General features: G+C 72.7%; 1 protein-coding gene. It reads right to left on the bottom strand.

Annotated elements, in window-relative coordinates; translation table 11 throughout:
- Window positions 1–12: 12 nt before the first annotated feature.
- On the bottom strand, window positions 13–21,720 hold the full coding sequence (locus ACQUSR_RS21800; protein WP_431044273.1) for a type I polyketide synthase: 21,708 nt from the start codon (window positions 21,718–21,720) through the stop codon (window positions 13–15).
- Window positions 21,721–21,752: the final 32 nt, after the last annotated feature.

Genomic DNA, 21,752 nt, shown 5'->3' with positions numbered 1-21,752 from the left:
GTGCGCTCCCGTTCAGGAGGAGCCGAGCTCGTCGTCGAGCAGGTCGAAGAGTTCGTCGTCGGTCGCCGATGCGAGGTCTTCGTCCTCGCCGGCACCATCGGCCGTCGCGTCCTGGGCGTCGTTCCACTTCGCCATGAGGGCTTGCAGGCGCATCGTGATCCGCGACCGGGTGACGCTGTCGCCGGTGGCCGCGGCCAGGGCGGCTTCGAGACGGTCGAGTTCGCCGAACACGGACGGACCGCCGCCGTGCGCGTCCTGCGGAAGCGCCGCGCGCAGGTGGTCGGCCAGGGCACCGGGAGTCGGATAGTCGAAGATCAGCGTGGCGGGCAGCCGGAGCCCGGTGGCCGCGCCCAGCCGGTTGCGGAGCTCGACCGCCGTGAGCGAGTCGAAGCCCAGTTCCTTGAAGGCCGCGCCGGGTTCGACGGCCGCCGCGCCGCTGTGTCCGAGGACGGTGGCCACCTGGGCGCAGACCAGGTTGAGCAGGTAGCGGTCGCGCTCGGCCGGGGACAGGCCCGCGAGCCGGTCCACCAGGCTCGCCGCCTCGTCGCCGCCCGTACCGCCGCCACCGGCCGCGGTGCGCCGCGCCGGGGTACGGATCAGCCCGCGCAGCAGCGGCGGCACCACGGCACCGGGCGCCCCGGCCTGGGTGCGCAGCGCGGCGATGTCCAGCGCGGCGGGGATCAGCACGGCCCGGTCGGCAAGGCCCGCGGCGTCGAACAGGGCCAGGCCCTGGGCGGCGCCGAGCGCGGCCATGCTGCCGCGGTTCATGCGGTGCCGGTCGGCGGTGCCGAGGGTGGCCGCCATGCCGCCCTCGTCGTCGTCCCACAGGCCCCAGGCCAGCGATACGGCGGGCAGGCCCTGGGCGCGGCGGTGCTGGGCGAGCGCGTCGAGGAAGGTGTTCGCCGCCGCGTAGTTGCCCTGCCCCGGGTTGCCGAAGACGCCGGCCGCGGAGGAGAACAGCACGAACGCGGACAGGTCCATGCCCTTGGTGAGCTCGTGCAGGTGCCACGCCGCGTCCACCTTCGGCCGCAGAACCCGGCTCAGCCGCTCCGGAGTCAGCGCGTCGATGACGCCGTCGTCCAGCACTCCGGCGGAGTGGATCACGGCGGTCAGCGGATGGGCTGCCGGTACGGCGGCCAGCAGCGCGGCGAGCGCGTCACGGTCGGCCGCGTCGCAGGCGGCGATGGTCACCTGGGCGCCGAGCGCGGAGAGTTCGTCGCTCAGGGCGGCGGCGCCGGGGGCATCGGCTCCCCGGCGGCTGGTCAGCAGCAGATGCCGCGCGCCGCGCTCGGTCACCAGGTGCCGGGCCAGCAGCCCGCCGAGGGTGCCGGAGGCGCCCGTGACCAGCACGGTGCCGTCGGGGTCGAACGCGGGGGCGGTCGCGCCGACGGTCGCGGTGGTCGTCTCAGCGGTCGCGTCGGCCGTCACACTGGCGGTCGCGTCGACGGTCGTCTCAACGTTCGCGTCGGCGGTCACGTCGGGGAGTGACGGCACCCGTGCCAGACGGGGCGCGTACACCGCCCCGGCGCGTACGGCCAGTTGCGGCTCCGCGTCGGAGGCCAGCGCCGCCGGGAGCGCCTGGAGGGAGCCGTGGGCCCCGTCGATGTCGACGAGCACGAAACGGCCGGGGTGTTCGGCCTGCGCCGAGCGGACCAGGCCCCAGGCGGCGGCGTGCGTCAGATCGTCCACCGTCTGGTCGGCGCCTACGGCCACCGCACCGCGCGTGAGCAGCACCAGCCTGGAGTCGGCGAACCGCTCGTCGGCGATCCACTCCCGGACGACGGCCAGCACACGGCCGGTGGCCGCGTGCACGGCGGCGGGCGTGTGGGCGAGCGCGGTCAAGTCCGGTACGCATGGCAGGAGGACCACCTCCGGCGCGACGCCGTACGTGTCCACCTCCTCGGCGAGCGCGGCCAGGTCCGCGTACGTCTCGGCCTCGACACCCGCGCCCGACAGGACGTCCGCCAGCTTGAGTTCGCTGCCGCCGCCGAGGACGGCCCACGTGCCGGAGTCGGCCGGGGGCGCCGGCTCCGTGGCGGGGGCGGGCAGGGGCAGGGCGGCCCAGTCGAGGGCGAACAGCGCCTCGTGGTGCCCGCCGCGCGCGGCGGTGAACTGGTCGGCGTCGAGCGGCCGGAGCGCGAGCGAATCGACCGAGGCGACCGGCGCACCGGCCTCGTCGGCGATCGCCAGCGACACCGCGCCGTGCCCGGCCGGGGAGACCCGCACCCGCAGCGCGGCCGCGCCGACCGCGTGCAGCCGCACCCCGTCCCACACGAACGGCAGCCGGGCCCGCCCGGCGGCCTCGTCGTCGCGCGGGAAGAAGCCTCCCCCAGCGCGGCCGCTGGGAGGTGCCCCCAGGCTGACGGCGTGCAGGGCGGCGTCCAGCAGCGCCGGGTGCAGCCCATACGCGCGGGCGTCGCCCTGCTGCTGCTCGCCGAGGGCGACCTCCGCGTACACGTCGTCGCCGTGCCGCCAGGCGGCCCGCAGGCCCTGGAACACGGGCCCGTAGCCGAGTCCGAGGGCGGCGAGGCGGTCGTAGAGACCGTCGACGTCGACCGGCTCCGCACCTGCCGGAGGCCAGACCTCCAGCCCGGTCTGAGCGGCCGCCGCACTCCCGGCGGCGGCGAGCACCCCGGCGGCGTGTCGGAGCCACGGCTCTTCGGCCGCCGCGTCCTCGGGCCGGGTGTAGACGGTGAACCCGCGTCGGCCGGACGCGTCGGGCTCTCCCCCAGCGCGGCCTCCCCCAGGAGGTGCCCCCACGACGACCCGCAGCTGCACCGCGCCCCGCTCCGGCAGGATGAGCGGCGCTTCGAGGGTCAGTTCCTCCAGCACGTCGCAGCCGACCTGGTCACCGGCGCGGATCGCCAGCTCGACCAGGGCCGTTCCGGGCAGCAGCACGGTGTCCATGACGGCGTGGTCGGCCAGCCAGGAGTGGCTCTGCAGGGACAGCCGCCCGGTGAACAGGACACCGTCCGAGTCCGGCAGGTCCACCGCCGCACCCAGCAGCGGATGGTCCGTGGCCCCGAGCCCGGCCGAGGCCACGTCCCCGACGGCTCCGGCGGGAGCCTCCAGCCAGTAGCGGCGGCGCTGGAAGGCGTACGTGGGCAAGTCGGTCAGGTCGACGCGTTGGGCGCCGGTCCCGGCGAAGTACGCCGCCCAGTCCACGGTCACGCCATGGACGTGCGCCCGGGCGAGGGCAGTGGTCGCCGTCTCCGCCTCGGGCCGGTCCTTGCGCAGGACGGGTACGAAGGCGGCGTCCTCGCCGGTGACGCATTCCTGCGCCATCGCGGACAGCACCCCGTCCGGACCCAACTCGACGAAGGTGGTGACCTTCTGGGCTTCGAGGGTCCGTACGCCGTCGAGGAAGCGGACCGCGTCCCGCACGTGCCGCACCCAGAAGTCGGCGGTCGTGATCTCCTCTGCGGAGACCACCTCGCCGGTCAGGTTCGACACGATCGGGATGCGCGGGGCCTCGTACGACAGCCCCTCCGCGACCGCACGGAACGCCTCCAACATGCCGTCCATGCGAGGTGAGTGGAACGCGTGGCTGACGGCGAGCCGCTTGGTCTTCCGGCCCTCGGCCTCGAACCGCGCCGCGACCTCCAGCGCCGCGTCCTCGTCACCGGCGACGACCACGGAGGTCGGGCCGTTGAGGGCGGCGATGCTCACCCGCTCGTCGAGGAGCGGCAGGACCTCCGCCTCCGACGCCTGGACCGCGATCATCGCGCCACCGGCCGGGAGTTCCTGCATCAGACGCCCACGGGCGGCGACCAAGGTGCACGCGTCCGCCAGGGACAGCACCCCGGCGACATGGGCGGCGGCCAGCTCACCGATCGAGTGCCCGGACAGGAAGTCCGCCTTCAGACCCCACGCCTCGACCAGCCGGAACAGCGCCACCTCAACAGCGAACAACGCAGGCTGCGTATACCCCGTCTGATCCAACAGCCCGGCATCCTCGCCGAACAGAACATCCCGCAACGGCCGCTCAAGGTGCCCGTCCAACTCCGCGCACACCGCGTCCAGCGCCTCCGCGAACACCGGATACGCGTCGTACAGCTCACGGCCCATCCCCAACCGCTGACTCCCCTGGCCGGTGAACAAGAACGCCGTCCTGCCCTCGGCCACCGAGCCCTCGACCAGGCCCGGGACGGGCTCACCAGCGGCCAGTGCCGCCAGGCCCGCCGCGAGCCCGCCCCGGTCCCCCGCGATCAGTACCGCGCGGCGGTCCAGCGACGTGCGCGTGGTCGCCAGCGAGTAGCCGAGGTCGGAGAGCGCGATGTCCGGACGGTCGTCCAGGTACGCGTGCAGTCGGGCGGCCTGGGCACGCAGTGCGTCGGCGGTCTTCGCCGACAGCGGCCACGGCGTCACGGGCGGGGCGACCGGCGCCGTATCGCGCGAGGTGGCGTCGTCCGCGTCCGAGGCCTCCGGGGCTTGTTCGATGATCGTGTGGGCGTTGGTGCCGCTGAACCCGAACGACGAGACCGCCGCGCGACGCGGACGCCCCGTCTCCGGCCACGCCACCGACTCCGTCAGCAGCTCGACATCACCCGCCGACCAGTCGACGTGCGGCGACGGCTCATCAACATGCAACGTCTTCGGCAGCACGCCATGGCGCATCGCCATGACCATCTTGATGATGCCGCCGACACCGGCCGCGGCCTGCGTGTGACCGACGTTCGACTTGAAGGAGCCCAGCCGCAGCGGCCTGCCCTCCGGCCGCTCCTGGCCGTAGGTGGCCAGGAGCGCCTGCGCCTCGATCGGGTCGCCCAACGTCGTACCCGTACCGTGCGCCTCCACCACGTCGATGTCGGCCATGGAAAGCTGTGCGTTGGCGAGGGCCTGCCGGATGACGCGCTGCTGGGAGGGACCATTCGGCGCGGTCAGCCCGTTGCTCGCACCGTCCTGGTTGATGGCACTGCCGCGCACCACCGCCAACACAGGATGGCCGTTACGCCGGGCGTCCGACAGCCGCTCCACCAGCAGCATGCCCGCACCCTCAGACCACCCCGTACCGTCCGCGTCGGCCGAGAACGCCTTGCACCGCCCATCAGCCGCCAACCCACGCTGACGACTGAACTCCACAAACGCCGCCGGAGTCGCCATCACCGTCACACCACCGGCCAACGCCAACTCACACTCGCCATTACGCAACGCCTGCACCGCCATATGCAGCGCCACCAACGACGACGAACACGCCGTATCCACCGTCACCGCCGGACCCTCAAGCCCAAACGTGTACGACAAACGACCCGAAATCACACTCGCCGCATTACCCGTACCGACGAACCCCTCGACGCCTTCCGGCAGTGTCGGCAGCGAGGAGGCGTAGTCGTGGTACATGACGCCCGCGAAGACACCGGTCCTGCTCCCCCGCAGCGCGACCGGATCGATTCCCGCGCGCTCGAACGCCTCCCACGACGTCTCCAGCAGCAACCGCTGCTGCGGATCCATGGCAAGGGCCTCACGCGGCGAAATCCCGAAGAAGGCCGCGTCGAAGAATCCCGCGCCGTCCACGAATCCGCCTTCGCGGGTGTATGAGGTGCCGGAGTGCTCCGGGTCCTCGTGGTAGAGCGCGTCCAGGTCCCAGCCACGGTCGGTCGGGAACTCCGAAATCGCGTCCCGGCCCTCCATCACGAGCCGCCACAGATCCTCCGGCGACTGGACACCACCCGGATAACGACAACCCAGACCCACGATCGCGATCGGCTCTCCCCCAGCGCTGCCGCTGGGAGGTGCCCCCACCAGAGCCCGGACCGCCATCGGCCCGGCGGCCTCCGCCACCGACCCCACGATCTCCGAGCGCAAGAACTCCGCCAGCACCACCGGCGTCGGATAGTCGAAAACCAACGTCGCGGGCAGCCGCAACTCACACGCCCCACCCACCAGATTCCGCAACTCCACCGCGGTCAGCGAGTCAAAGCCCAGCTCACGGAAGGAGTGGTGCGGCTGCACGGAGTCGGCGGAGTCATGGCCGAGGACGGCGGCGACCTGGGTACGGACCAGTTCCAGCAGGATCTCCAGCTGCCCGGCCTCGCCGAGGCCGCCCAGCCGCCGCACCAACGCACCGGTGGTGCCCGAAGTCTGCGCCGTACGCCGTCCCGGTACGCGGATCAGACCGCGCATGAGCGGCGCGACCGCGCCCGTGGCGCCTGCCTGGGCCCGTACCGCCGCGAGATCGATACGGACCGGAATCAGCAGGGCCTCGTCCGTACGGCACGAGGCGTCGAAGAGTTCCAGGCCCTCGGCGGCGGACAGCGCGGCGACACCACCCCGGCTCATCCGGGACAGATCAGCCTCGTCCAACTCACCGGCCATACCGTCGCCGTCGGCCCACAGCCCCCACGCCAGCGACGAACCCGCCAGACCCCGCGCCCTGCGGTGCTGCGCCAACGCGTCCAGGAAGGCGTTCGCCGCCGCGTAGCTGCCCTGACCCGCGTTACCGAACACACCGGCGGCAGACGAGAACAGCACAAACTCGGCAAGATCGGCATCACGCGTCAGCTCATGGAGATTCCACGCCGCGTCCACCTTCGGCCGCAGCACCGCGGCCAGCCGCTCCGGCGTCAGCGAACCGATCACGCCGTCGTCCAGCACACCGGCGGTGTGCACCACAGCCGTCAGCGGGTGCTCGACCGGGATCGCGGCCAGCACTCCGGCCAGCGCCTCCCGATCCGCCACGTCACAGGCGGCCCACGTCACCTCGGCGCCCAACGCGGCCAGTTCAGCGGAGAGTTCAGTGGTGCCGGGGGCGTTGGCGCCCCTGCGGCTGACCAGCAGCAGCCGTCGCGCGCCACGCTCCGCCACCAGGTGGCGGGCGAACAGACGGCCCAGCTGCCCGCTCGCACCCGTCACCAGCACCGTGCCCTCGGCAGCGGGCTCGGGCAGCTCCCGCCCGCTGTCCGTGGCGGCGCGCGCCAGACGCGGCGCGCGCACCGATCCGGCGCGTAGGGCGACCTGCGGCTCGTCGGCCGTCAGGGCGGCGGGCAGCGCACGCAGCGACGCCGCGTCATCGGCGTCGTCCAGATCCACCAGGACGAAACGGCCCGGGTTCTCCGCCTGCGCCGAGCGCAGCAGACCCCACACCGCCGCGTGCACCAGGTCGGTCACGGGTTCGCCCGCGCTCGCGGCCACCGCACCCGACGTCAGCACGACGAGCCGGGCATCCGCCCACCGCTCATCGGTCAACCACGCCTGCACCAGCGCCAGAGCCTCAGTCGTGGCTCGGTGCACCGCGTCCGCGCCCGTGCCCGCGTCGGTCACCGGGGCGAAGGCGACGAGGACGTCGTCCGGCACCTCACCGCTGGACTCGACCGCCTCGGCGAGCGTCGCGAGGTCCGCGTACACCGCCACATCGGAGCCGAAGCCGCCGATCGTGGCGAGCCCGAAGACGTCCGCCCCGAGGACGGCCCGGCGGGCGACGTCCTGGACCACGTTCGATGCGTCGGCAGCCACGTCGGTCCAGTCGAGGCGGAACAGGGAATCCTGCCGTCCGCCCCGCGCCCCGTCGATCTGCTCCACCGACACCGGACGCAGAACGAGCGAGTCCACCGACAGCACCGCACGACCGGCACCATCGGCAACCGCCAACGACACCGCATCCGCACCGGCCCGCGACAACCGCACCCGCAGCACCGACGCACCCACCGCATGCAGCGACACACCAGCCCACGAGAACGGCAGACGCGCACCCGCGCCACCATCCCCGACCAGACCACCCAGCCCCACCGCATGCAACGCCGAATCCAACAACGCCGGATGCAACCCGAACCGACCCGCATCGGTCCCCTCGGGCAACGCCAGCTCCGCGAACACGTCGCCATCCAGGCGCCAGGCAGACCTCAGCCCCCGGAACACCGGCCCGTAGGCGAGACCGAGCTCCGCCAGCCCCTCATACAGACCATCGGTACCAACCTGCTCCGCCCCCGCCGGAGGCCACACCCCCAGGTCGAAGGCGGCCGACGGCGCGCCGTCCACCAGGGCGCCGGTGGCGTGGCGCAGCCACATCACGTCCGCGACGGCGTCCTCGCGCCGCGAGTAGACCTCGAAAACGCGGCGCCCGGACGCATCCGGCGCGCCCAACGACAGCTGGAGCTGGACGCCGCCCGTCTCAGGAAGCACCAAGGGCGCCTCCAGGGTCAGCTCTTCCAGGTGGTCGCAGCCGACCTGGTCACCGGCGCGGATCGCCAGCTCCACGAAGGCCGTGCCCGGAAGCAGCACCGAGCCCATCACCGCGTGGTCGACCAGCCACGGGTGCGACTGCACCGACAGGCGACCGGTCAGCAGCAGCCCCTCACCACCGGCGAGCGGCACCGCCGCACCGACCAGCGGGTGGTCCACGGACGCCAGTCCCAGACCCTCGGTGCCGCCCGTGCCGAAGGAGGACACCTCCGGCCAGTAGCGGCGGCGCTGGAAGGCGTAGGTGGGCAAGTCGGTCAGGTCGACGCGCTGGGCGCCGGTCCCGGCGAAGTACGCCGCCCAGTCGACCGGCACGCCACGGACGTGCGCACGGGCGAGGGCCGTGGTCAGCGCCTCGGCCTCGGCCCGGTCCCTGCGCAGGGCGGGTACGAACGCGGCGGCCTCACCGGTCACGCACTCCTGCGCCATCGCGGACAGCACCCCGTCCGGGCCCAGTTCGACGAAGGTGGTCACGCCCTGGGCTTCGAGCGTCCGTACACCATCGAGGAAGCGGACCGCGTCCCGCACGTGCCGCACCCAGAAGTCGGCGGTGGCGATCTCCTCTGCGGAGACCACGCCACCGGTCAGGTTCGACACGATCGGGATACGCGGCGCCTCGTACGACAGCCCCTCGGCCACCGCACGGAACGCGTCCAACATGCCGTCCATACGAGGCGAATGGAACGCGTGGCTGACGGCGAGCCGCTTGGTCTTCCGGCCCTCCGCCTCGAACCGCGCCGCGACCTCCAGCGCCGCGTCCTCGTCACCGGCGATGACGACAGAGGCCGGACCATTGAGGGCGGCGATGCTCACCCGGTCGGAGAGCAGCGGGAGCACCTCCGCCTCGGACGCCTGGATCGCGATCATCGCGCCACCGGCGGGGAGTTCCTGCATCAGACGGCCACGGGCGGCGACGATCGTGCACGCGTCCGCCAGTGACAGCACCCCGGCCACGTGCGCGGCGGCCAGCTCGCCGATCGAGTGCCCGGACAGGAAGTCCGCCTTCAAGCCCCACGCCTCGACCAGACGGAACAGCGCCACCTCAACAGCGAACAACGCCGGCTGCGTATACGCCGTCTGATCCAGCAGCCCGGCATCCTCACCGAACAGCACATCGCGCAGCGGCCGTTCCAGGTGCGCGTCCAGCTCCGCACACACCGCGTCCAGCGCCTCCGCGAACACCGGATACGCCTCGTACAACTCACGGCCCATCCCCAGCCGCTGACTCCCCTGCCCCGTGAACAGGAAGGCGAGCTTCCCCGCGACAGCGACGTCCGCGACGAGACCAGCCACGCTGCGGCCCTCGACCAGCGCCTCCAGGCCCGTCAGCAGCCCGGCGCGGTCCGCCGCGACCAGCGCCGCGCGGTGTTCCAGAGCGGCGCGTGCGGTCGCGAGCGAGTAGCCGAGGTCGGGAAGGACGACATCCGTGTCCCGGCCCACGTGGGCGAGGAGCCGCGCAGCCTGGGCACGCAGCGCGTCGGCGGTCTTCGCCGACAGGAGCCACGGCGTCACGGGCGGGGCTACCGGCGCCGTATCGCGCGAGGTGGCGTCGTCCGCGTCCGAGGCCTCCGGGGCTTGTTCGATGATCGTGTGGGCGTTGGTCCCGCTGAACCCGAACGACGAGACCGCCGCGCGACGCGGACGCCCCGTCTCCGGCCACGCCACCGACTCCGTCAGCAGCTCGACATCACCCGCCGACCAGTCGACGTGCGGCGACGGCTCATCAACATGCAACGTCCTGGGCAGCACGCCATGGCGCATCGCCATGACCATCTTGATGATGCCGGCAACACCAGCAGCCGCCTGCGTATGACCCATATTCGACTTGACGGAACCCAGCCGCAGCGGCGAGCCCTCCACCCGCTCCTGGCCATAGGTGGCCAGGAGCGCCTGCGCCTCGATCGGGTCGCCCAACGTCGTACCCGTACCGTGCGCCTCCACCACATCCACATCGGCGGCGCTCAGGCCCGCGTTCGCCAACGCCTGCCGGATGACGCGCTGCTGGGAGGGACCATTCGGCGCGGTCAGCCCGTTGCTCGCACCGTCCTGGTTGATGGCACTGCCGCGCACCACCGCCAACACAGGATGGCCGTTACGCCGGGCGTCCGACAGCCGCTCCACCAGCAGCATGCCCGCACCCTCAGACCACCCCGTACCGTCCGCGTCGGCCGAGAACGCCTTGCACCGCCCATCAGCCGCCAACCCACGCTGACGACTGAACTCCACAAACGCCGCCGGAGTCGCCATCACCGTCACACCACCGGCCAACGCCAACTCACACTCGCCATTACGCAACGCCTGCACCGCCATATGCAGCGCCACCAACGACGACGAACACGCCGTGTCGACCGTCACCGCCGGACCCTCAAGCCCAAACGTGTACGACAGACGACCCGAGATCACGCTGGCCGCATTACCCGTACCCAGGAATCCTTCGACTCCCTCGGGCACCCGCTCCAGCAGCGAGGCGTAGTCGTGGTACATCACGCCCGCGAAGACACCGGTCCTACTCCCCCGCAGCGCCACCGGGTCGATTCCCGCGCGCTCGAACGCCTCCCACGACGTCTCCAGCAGCAACCGCTGCTGCGGATCCATGGCAAGCGCCTCACGCGGCGAAATCCCGAAGAAACCCGGATCGAAATGACCGGCCTCATCGACGAATCCGCCCTCACGGGCATAGGACGTGCCGGAGTGCTCCGGGTCCTCGTGGTAGAGCGCGTCCAGGTCCCAGCCACGGTCGGTCGGGAACTCCGAAATCGCGTCCCGGCCCTCCATCACCAGCCGCCACAGATCCTCCGGCGACTGGACACCACCCGGATAACGACAGCCCAGACCCACGATCGCAATCGGGTCATCGTCCAGAGCCCGGACCGCCATCGGCCCGGCGGCCTCCGCCACCGACCCCACGATCTCCGAACGCAAGAACTCCGCCAGCACCACCGGCGTCGGATAGTCGAAAACCAGCGTGGCAGGCAGCCGCAACTCACACGCCCCACCCACCAGATTCCGCAACTCCACAGCCGTCAGCGAGTCAAAGCCCAGCTCACGGAAGGAACGGTCGGCCTCGACCGTGGTCGGATCGGCGTATCCGAGCACGGTCGCGACATGCGTACGGACCAGCTCCAGCAGGACGGCGAGCTGCTCGGCCTCGCCGAGCCCGGCCAGCCGCCGCGCCAGCGCACCACCAGCGGTTGCGACACCCTCCGCCGTACGACGTGCGGGTGTCCTGACGAGCCCGCTCAGCAGCGGGGGCAGTGAGTCCGCACTCGCCTGCCCGCGCAGCGTGGCCATGTCCAGGCGCATCGGCACGAGCAGGGCCTCGTCCGTGCGGCCGGCGGCGTCGAAGAGTTCCAGGCCCTCGGCGGCGGACAGCGCCGCGACGCCACCCCGGCTCATCCGGGACGCATCGGCATCGCCCAGCTCACCCGCCATCCCGTCGCCGTCGCCATCGGCCCACAGACCCCACGCCAGCGACGAACCCGCCAGACCCCGCGCCCTGCGATGCTGCGCCAATGCGTCCAAGTAGGCATTGGCCGCCGCGTAATTGGCTTGTCCGGCATTGCCGAACACACCCGCAGCCGACGAGAACAGCACGAAGAAAGAAAGATCAGCGTCCTGTGTCAGCTCGTGCAGATGCCACGCCGCGTCCACCTTCGGACGCAGGACCGCGGCCAACCGCTCCGGCGTCAACGAACCGATCACGCCGTCGTCCAGCACACCGGCCGTGTGCACCACACCCGTCAGCGGGCACTCGGCAGGAACCCCGGACAGCACCCGGGCCAGCGCCTCACGGTCCGCGACATCACACGCCGCCCACGACACGTCCGCACCCAACGCGACCAACTCAGCCGCCAGTTCGGCCGCTCCCGGCGCGTCCACACCCCGGCGGCTGACCAGCAGCAGACGCCGTACGCCCCGCTCCGCCACCAGGTGCCGGGCGACCAGGCCACCCAGCTGCCCGCTCGCACCCGTCACCAGCACCGTACCCTCGACCGCCAGCGCAGGCGCCTCGTACCCGGAATCGGCGGCAGCGCGCGCCAGACGCGGCACACGCACCGCACCACCACGCACTGCGACCTGCGGCTCACCCGAGGACAGGACAGCGGGAAGCAACGCCAACGACGCCGCGTCATCCGCGTCCACATCCACCAGTACGAAACGGCCCGGATTCTCCGACTGCGCCGAACGCACCAGACCCCACACAGCGGCGCGGGCCAGGTCATCGACCGACTCACCCACGCTCGCGGCCACCGCACCCGACGTCAGCAGCACCAGACGACTGTCGGCGAAACGCTCATCGGCCAACCACGCCTGCACCAGCCCCAGCGCCTCGGCAGTGGCCGCGTGCACCGCATCCGCATCCGGCTCGGCCCCAGGGGCGAAGGCGACAAGGACGTCCTCCGGCGCCCCGCCGCCGGCCTCGACCGCCCCGGCCAGCGCCGCGAGGTCCGCGTACACCGCCACATCGGAACCCGAGCCCGCCGTGGTGAGCCCGAAGACGTCCGCCCCCAGGACAGCCCAGCGGCCGGCGCCCTGAACGCCATCCAATACGGAAGTGGCCACATCGGCCCAGTCCAGGCGGAACAGCGACTCCTGCCGTCCGCCCCGCGCCCCGTCGATCTGCTCGACCGACACCGGACGCAGAACGAGCGAGTCCACCGACAGCACCGCACGACCGGCACCATCAGCGACCGCCAACGCCACCGCATCCGCACCGGCCCGCGACAACCGCACCCGCAGCACCGACGCACCCACCGCGTGCAGCGACACACCAGCCCACGAGAACGGCAGACGCGCACCCGCGCCACCATCCCCGACCAGGCCGCCCAGACCCACCGCGTGCAACGCCGCGTCCAGCAACGCCGGATGCAGGCCGAACAGCCCCGCATCGGCCTCCCCGGGCAACGCCAGCTCCGCGAACACGTCGCCGCCACGCCGCCACGCGGACCTCAGCCCCCGGAACACCGGCCCGTAGACCAGCCCGGCCTCGCCCAGGCCCTCGTACAGGCCCTCGATGGGCAGCGCCTCCGCACCTGCCGGAGGCCACACGCCCAGGTCGGCGTCAGCGGCCGGGGCGCCGGTGGCCAGAAGACCCGTCGCGTGCCGCGTCCACGGCTCGTCGCCAACCGACTCCTCACGCCGCGAATAGACCTCGAACGCACGGCGCCCCGACGCCTCCGGCGCACCCACAGACAGCTGAAGCTGAACGCCACCCACCTCAGGGAGCACCAGCGGCGCCTCCAAGGTCAGTTCCTCCAGCAGATCGCAACCGACCTGGTCACCGGCCCGGACCGCCAGCTCCACGAAGGCCGTGCCCGGGAGCAGCACCGAACCCATCACCACGTGATCGCCCAGCCACGGGTGCGAGTCCAGCCCAAGCCGCCCCGTGAGCAGCAGCCCATCGGCGTCGGCCAGCGCGACGGCGGCGCCCACCAGCGGGTGGTCGACCGGTGTCTGTCCCAGCCCCGCGGTACCGCTCAGGGCGTACGCCGACACCTCCGGCCAGTAGCGCTCACGCTGGAAGGCGTACGTCGGCAGCGCGACGGCCACCGCGCCCGCGCCCGTACCGGCGAAGTAGGCGTCCCAGTCCACCGTGGCACCCCGGACATGCGCCCGCGCGAGAGCGGTGGTCAGCGTCTCCGCCTCGGCACGGCCGCCGCGCAGTACGGGCACGAAGACGCCGCCCTCACCGGTGACACACTCCTGCGCCATCGCGGACAGCACCCCGTCCGGGCCCAACTCCACGAACGTCGCCACACCCTGCGCTTCGAGGGTCCGTACGCCATCAAGGAAACGGACGGCCTCACGGACGTGCCGCACCCAGAAGTCGGCGGTCGTGATCTCCTCAGCGGAGACCACCTTGCCGGTCAGGTTCGACACGATCGGGATCCGCGGCGCCTCGTACGACAACTCCTCCGCGACCGTACGGAACGCCTCCAACATGCCGTCCATACGAGGCGAATGGAACGCGTGGCTCACGGTCAGACGCTTGGTCTTCCGGCCCTGCGCCTCGAACCGCGCCGCGACCTCCAACGCCACGTCCTCATCACCCGCGATGACGACCGACACCGGACCATTGAGGGCGGCGATGCTCACCCGGTCGGAGAGCAGCGGGAGCACCTCCGCCTCCGACGCCTGCACCGCGATCATCGCGCCACCAGACGGCAGCTCCTGCATCAGACGCCCACGAGCCGCCACCAACGCACACGCGTCCGCCAACGACAGCACACCCGCCACATGCGCGGCCGCCAGCTCACCAATCGAATGACCCGACAGGAAGTCCGCCTTCAGGCCCCACGCCTCGACCAGACGGAACAACGCCACCTCGACCGCGAACAACGCGGGCTGCGTATACCCCGTCTGATCCAGCAGCCCGGCATCCTCACCGAACAGCACGCCCTTCAGCGGACGTTCGAGATGCCGGTCCAGCTCCGCGCACACCACGTCCAGCGCCCCCGCGAACACCGGATACGCCTCGTACAACTCACGCCCCATGCCGAGCCGCTGGCTGCCCTGCCCCGTGAACAGGAACGCCACCTTGCCCGCCACGACCGTGCCCGCAACGACACCAGCCGCACCGCGACCCTCCGCCAGCGCCGCCAAGCTCGCCAGCAGACCGTCCCGGTTCCCGCCGACGACCGCCGCGCGGTGGTCGAAGCGTGCCCGGCCCGTCGCGAGTGAGTAGCCGAGGTCGCCCAGGGCGATGTCCGCGTTCTCGTCGACGTGGGCGAGGAGCCGTACGGCCTGCGCGCGCAGCGCGTCGGCGGTCTTCGCCGACAGCAGCCACGGCGTCACAGGAGCAGCCGCGTCATCCGAAGTCTCCGCCCGGACGTCATCCGGCGCCTGCTCGATGATCGTGTGGGCGTTGGTGCCGCTGATGCCGAAGGACGACACGCCCGCGCGGCGCGGGCGGCCGGTCTCCGGCCACGCCACCGACTCCGTCAGCAGCCGGACGTCACCCGCCGACCAGTCGACGTGCGGGGAGGGCTCGGCCGCGTGCAGGGTCCGCGGGAGCACACCGTGCCGCATCGACAGGACCATCTTCATGATCCCCGCGACACCGGCGGCGGCCTGCGTGTGGCCCATGTTCGACTTGACGGAGCCGAGCAGCAGCGGCCGGTCGCCGTCCCGCTCCTGGCCATACGTGGCCAGGAGTGCCTGCGCCTCGATCGGGTCGCCCAGCGTCGTCCCCGTACCGTGCGCCTCCACCGCGTCCACCTCGGCGGCCGACAGCCCGGCACTGGCCAGCGCCTGCCGGATCACCCGCTGCTGCGACGGTCCGTTCGGCGCGGTCAGACCGTTGCTCGCACCGTCCTGGTTGACCGCCGAGCCGCGCACGACCGCCAGCACCGGATGGCCGTTCCTGCGGGCGTCCGACAGCCGCTCCACCAGCAGCATGCCCGCACCCTCGGACCAGCCCGTACCGTCCGCGGCGGCCGAGAACGCCTTGCAGCGGCCGTCGGCGGACAGTCCGCCCTGGCGGCTGAAGCCGATGAACGTGCCGGGGGTGGCCATCACCGTCACGCCGCCCGCCAGGGCGAGTGTGCAGTCGCCCTGCCGCAGCGACTGGATCGCCCAGTGCAGCGCGACCAGCGACGACGAGCACGCCGTGTCCACCGTCACCGCCGGGCCTTCGAGGCCGAAGGTGTACGCCACACGGCCGGAGGCGATGCTGCCGGTGCTGCCCGAACCGAGCGCGCCTTCGCCGCCGCCGTCCGGGGACTGCTCCACGAGGGAGGCGTAGTCGTGGTACATCACGCCCGCGAAGACACCGGTCTTGCTGCCGCGCAGCGTGGCCGGGTCGATGCCCGCCCGCTCGAACGCCTCCCAGGAGATCTCCAGGAGCAGCCGCTGCTGCGGGTCGGTGGCCAGCGCCTCGCGCGGCGAGATGCCGAAGAACGTGGGGTCGAAGCCGGCGGCGTCGTGCAGGAAGCCGCCTTCGCGGGTGTACGAGGTGCCGGGGTGCTCCGGGTCCGGGTGGTACAGCGCGTCCAGGTCCCAGCCGCGGTCGTCGGGGAACCCGGAGATCGCGTCCTCGCCCCCGGCCAGGAGCCGCCACAGCTCCTCGGGGGTACGGACTCCGCCCGGGAACCGGCAGCTCATCGCGACGATGGCGATCGGCTCCTCGTCGGCCCCGGCCCCGCCGGGCCGCGGCGCGTCCGGCGCCATCGGGGCGTGGCCGCCGACGAGTTCGTCCCCGAGGTGCTCGGCGAGGACGAGGGACGTCGGGTAGTCGAAGATCAGGGTGGCGGGCAGCCGCAGCCCGGTGGCCGCGTTCACGCGGTTGCGGAGTTCGACGGCCGTGAGGGAGTCGAAGCCCAGTTCCTTGAAGGCCCGGCCCGCTTCGACGGCGTCGGTCGAGTCGTGGCCGAGGACGGCGGCGACCTGGGTACGGACCAGTTCCAGCAGGGCGTCGAGCCGTTCGGTCTCGCCGAGGCCGGCCAGCCGCCGGGCCAGCGTGCCGACGGCCTCATCAGCGCCCTCCGCCGTACGACGTCCCGATACGCGGATCAGGCCGCGCATGAGCGGGGCGACGTCCCCGGAGCGCCGCGCCTGTGCCCGCACGGTCGCCAGGTCCATACGCACCGGGACCAGCAGCGCCTCGCCGACCCGCTCGGCGGCGTCGAACAGCTCGACGCCTTCCGGGGCGGTCAGTGCCGTGACGCCGCCCCGGTTCATCCGGGTCACGTCGGCGTCGTCGAGCGCGCCGGCCATGCCGCCGGACTCGGCCCACAGGCCCCACGCCAGCGACGTACCCGCCAGACCGCGCGCCCTGCGGTGCTGGGCGAGGGCGTCGAGGAAGGTGTTGGCGGCGGCGTAGTTGCCCTGTCCGGCGCCGCCGAACACCCCGGCGGCGGAGGAGAAGAGCACGAACGCCGACAGGTCCAGGCCCTCGGTCAGCTCGTGCAAGTGCCAGGCGGCGTCCACCTTCGGACGCAGGACAGCGGCCAGCCGCTCCGGCGTCAGCGAACCGATCACGCCGTCGTCCAGCACACCGGCCGTGTGCACCACACCCGTCAGCGGATGCTCGGACGGAATCGCCGCGAGGGCCCCGGCCAGCGCGCCTCGGTCGGCCACATCGCACGCCGCCCAGGCCACCTCGGCGCCCAGCGCGGAAAGCTCAGCGGCCAGCTCCGCCGCGCCCGGCGCCTCCGCGCCCCGGCGGCTGACCAGCAGCAGCCGCCGTACGCCGCGCTCCGCGACCAGATGCCGGGCGAACAGACCGCCCAACTGCCCGCTCGCGCCCGTCACCAGCACCGTGCCGTCCGGGTCCCACGTAGCCGCGGCGGCGCTGTCGGCCACGTTCGGCACCCGCGCCAGACGCGGCGCCCGCAGCACACCGCCGCGTACGGCGATCTGGGGTTCTTCGGCCGCCAAGGCGGCAGGCAGCGCCGCAAGCGACGCCTCTTCGTCGTCGGCCACGTCGACCAGGACGAAGCGGCCCGGGTTCTCGGACTGCGCGGAACGCACCAGGCCCCAGACGGCCGCGTGCACCAGGTCCCGCACCGGCTCGTCAGTTCCAGCCGCCACCGCGCCCGAGGTCAGCAGGACCAGGCGGGCGTCGGCAAAGCGCTCATCGGCCAGCCACTGCTGGAGCAGGGCCAGCACCTCGGCAGTGGCCGCGTGCACCGCTCCTGGGCCGGCTGTCTCCGTTCCGGTCTCCGTGAGCTGGACGAGCACCTCGTCCGGCATTGCGGTGCCGGAGTCGACGGCCGTGATCAGCGCGGCCAGGTCCGGGTACGTCTCGACACGGTCCCCGGCCAGGGCCGCGGCCAGGTTCGGGCGGCCGGAGCCCACCAGGGCGGACCGCACCAGCACCGTTCCCGAGGCGGGCTCGGCTTGCAGCTCCGTCCAGTCCAGGCGGAACAGCGACTCCTGCCGTCCACCCCGCGCCCCGTCGATCTGCTCGACCGACACCGGACGCAGGACGAGCGAGTCCACCGACAGCACCGCACGGCCGGCCCCATCAGCCACCGCCAGCGCCACCGCGTCGCCCGTACCCGCCGGCGACAGCCGCACCCGCAGCACCGACGCGCCCACCGCGTGCAGTGCGACACCCGCCCACGAGAACGGCAGACGCGCGCCCTCGCCGTCCCCGGCCAGGCCGCCCAAACCCACCGCGTGCAACGCCGCGTCCAGCAACGCCGGGTGCAGACCGAAGGCCGGGGCCTGGGAACGTACCTCTTCCGGCAGTGTCAGTTCGGCGAAGACCTCGTTGTCGCGCCGCCAGGCGGAGGTGAGCCCCTGGAAGACGGGGCCGTACGCGAGTCCGGCCTCGGCCAGTCCCTCGTAGAGACCGTCGACCGGCAGCGCCTCGGCGCCCGCCGGGGGCCATACGCTCAGGTCGACGTCAGCGGCCGGGGCGCCGGAGGCCAGCACGCCCGAGGCGTGCCGCATCCACGGCTCCTCGACCTCCGCGTCCTCGTACCGCGAGTACACCGACAGCACACGCCGGCCCGACCCGTCCGGCGCGCCCACCGACAGCTGGAGCTGGACCCCGCCCACCTCGGGGAGGACCAGCGGGGCCTCCAGCGTCAGCTCCTCCAGCAGATCGCAGCCGACCTGGTCACCGGCCCGGACCGCCAGTTCCACGAAGGCCGTACCGGGCAGCAGCACCGAACCCGCGACCGTGTGATCGGCCAGCCACGGGTGGGTGTCGAGGGCCAGTCGGCCGGTGTAGAGGAAGCCGTCGGTGTCGGCGAGGGCCACGGCGGCGCCCAGCAGCGGGTGGTCCGCGGCGCCGAGCCCGGCGGAGGCGACATCGCCCGTCAGATATCCGGCGTCGAGCCAGTAGGTCGCGCGCTGGAAGGGGTAGAGCGGAAGGTCCGTACGGGTCGTGTCCGTCCCGGCGAACACCGCGTTCCAGTCCGGGGAGACACCGTGGACATGGGCCCCGGCCACGGCGGTGGCCAGGCTCCGTATCTCCGGCCGTCCGGCCCGCAGGAGGGACACGAACGTCGCGTCGCTCTCGGGCAGGCAGTCCTGCGCCATGGCGGTGAGGACGCCGTCGGGGCCCAGCTCCACGTAGGTCGTGACGTTCTTCGCGGCGAGCGTCCGCACGCCGTCGAGGAAGCGGACCGCGTCCCGCACGTGCCGCACCCAGAAGTCGGCGGTCGTGATCTCCTCTGCGGAGACCACCTCGCCGGTCAGGTTCGACACGATCGGGATGCGCGGGGCCTCGTACGACAGCCCCTCCGCGACCGCACGGAACGCCTCCAACATGCCGTCCATGCGAGGTGAGTGGAACGCGTGGCTGACGGCGAGCCGCTTGGTCTTCCGGCCCTCGGCCTCGAACCGCGCCGCGACCTCCAGCGCCGCGTCCTCGTCACCGGCGACGACCACGGAGGTCGGGCCGTTGAGGGCGGCGATGCTCACCCGCTCGTCGAGGAGCGGCAGGACCTCCGCCTCCGACGCCTGGACCGCGATCATCGCGCCACCGGCCGGGAGTTCCTGCATCAGACGCCCACGGGCGGCGACCAAGGTGCACGCGTCCGCCAGGGACAGCACCCCGGCGACATGGGCGGCGGCCAGCTCACCGATCGAGTGCCCGGACAGGAAGTCCGCCTTCAGACCCCACGCCTCGACCAGACGGAACAGCGCCACCTCAACAGCGAACAACGCCGGCTGCGTATACCCCGTCTGATCCAGCAGAGCCGCGTCCTCGCCGAACAGCACGCCCTTCAGCGGACGTTCGAGATGGGGGTCCAGCTCGGCGCAGACCGCGTCCAGCGCCTCAGCGAACACCGGATACGCCTCATACAGCCCACGGCCCATCCCCAGCCGCTGACTCCCCTGCCCCGTGAACAGGAAGGCGACCTTGCCGCCGGTCACCGTGCCCTGGACCAGGCCGGTCGCGGGCTCCTCCCGGCTCAGCGCGTCCAGGCCCCGCAGCAGGCCGTCGCGGTCGTCGGTGACCAGGGCCGCACGGTGTTCGAAGGTCGCGCGGCCGGTGGCCAGGGAGTAGCCGAGGTCGGCCAGGGGCAGGTCGGGGTGGGTCTCCACGTGCGCGCGGAGGCGTTCGGCCTGGGCGCGCAGCGCCGCGGGGGTCTTGGCGGAGAGCGTCCACAGGGGCAGCGCGGCGGCGGGCGCCGGGCCGGGGGTGTCCGCCTCCTCGGCCGCCGGGGCCGGTGCCCCGGCGGCCGAGGACGGCGCCTCGTCCGGGGCCTGCTCGATGATGGTGTGGGCGTTGGTGCCGCTGATGCCGAACGAGGAGACGGCGGCGCGGCGCGGCTGGCCGGTCTCGGGCCACGGCCGGGCCTCGGTCAGCAGCTCGACGGCGCCCGCCGTCCAGTCGACGGCCGTAGTGGGCGCGTCGACGTGCAGGGTCTGGGGCAGCACGCCGTGCCGCATCGCCATGACCATCTTGATGATCCCGGCGACGCCCGCGGCGGCCTGCGTGTGGCCGAGGTTGGACTTGACGGAGCCGAGCCACAGCGGCTGCTGCTCGGGCGTGCGGTTGCGTCCGTAGGTGGCGAGCAGGGCCTGGGCCTCGATCGGGTCGCCGAGCGTGGTGCCGGTGCCGTGCGCCTCGACGGCGTCGATCTGGCCGGCGGAGAGGCGGGCTCCGGCCAGGGCCTGGCGGATGACCCGCTGCTGGGACGGGCCGTTGGGGGCCGTGAGGCCGCTGCTGGCGCCGTCCTGGTTGATGGCGCTGCCGCGTACGAGGGCGAGTACCCGGTGGCCGTTGGCGCGGGCGTCGGACAGCCGCTCCAGCAGGAGCATGCCCGCGCCCTCGCCCCAGCCGGTGCCGTCGGCGGCGGCCGCGAAGGACTTGCAGCGGCCGTCGATGGCGAGTCCGCGCTGGCGGCTGAACTCGGTGAACGTGCCGGGGGTGGACATGACGGTGACGCCGCCCGCCAGGGCGAGCGTGCACTCCTGACGGCGCAGGGCCTGGGCGGCGAGGTGCAGGGCGACCAGCGACGACGAGCATGCCGTGTCGATGGTGACGGCCGGGCCTTCGAGGCCGAAGGTGTAGGCGACGCGGCCGGAGGCGATGCTGCCGGAGTTGCCGTTGCCGAGGAAGCCCTCGACGTCTTCGGGTACGGAGAACAGGCGGGCGGCGTAGTCGTGGTACATCACCCCGGCGAAGACACCGGTCTTGCTGCCGCGCAGCGTGTCCGGGTCGATGCCCGCGCGTTCGAACGCCTCCCAGGTGGTCTCCAGGAGCAGCCGCTGCTGCGGGTCCATGGCGAGGGCCTCGCGCGGCGAGATGCCGAAGAACGCCGGGTCGAAGTCGGCGGCGTCGTGCAGGAAGCCGCCTTCGCGGAGGTAGGCGTCGTGTCCGCTCTCCGGGTCGGGCTCGAAGAGGACGTCGGTGCCCCAGCCGCGGTTCGCGGGGTAGGGCGTGGCGGCGTCGCCGCCGCGGGCGACGAGGTCCCACAGCTCCTCGGGGGTGCTGACGCCGCCCGGGTAGCGGCAGCTCATCGCGACGATGGCGATGGGCTCCTGCTCGCGCTCCTCGACCTCGCGCAGCCGCCGCCGCGCCTCGCGCAGGTCGGCCGTGGCCCGCTTGAGGTAGTCGAGGTACTTCTCCTCGTTCGCCATTTACGCCATCCCCCGGGGGTGAAGAGTCGAGA

The organism is Streptomyces sp. P1-3 (assembly GCF_050613155.1).
GTDB lineage: Bacteria > Actinomycetota > Actinomycetes > Streptomycetales > Streptomycetaceae > Streptomyces.
Note: the sequence above shows the minus strand (reverse complement) of the source record. Positions and strands in the feature narration are given on the sequence as shown.

Coding starts and splice junctions, on each gene's coding strand:
- ACQUSR_RS21800 (WP_431044273.1), bottom strand. CDS start 21,720: ATGGCGAACGAGGAGAAGTACCTCGACTACCTCAAGCGGGCCACGGCC.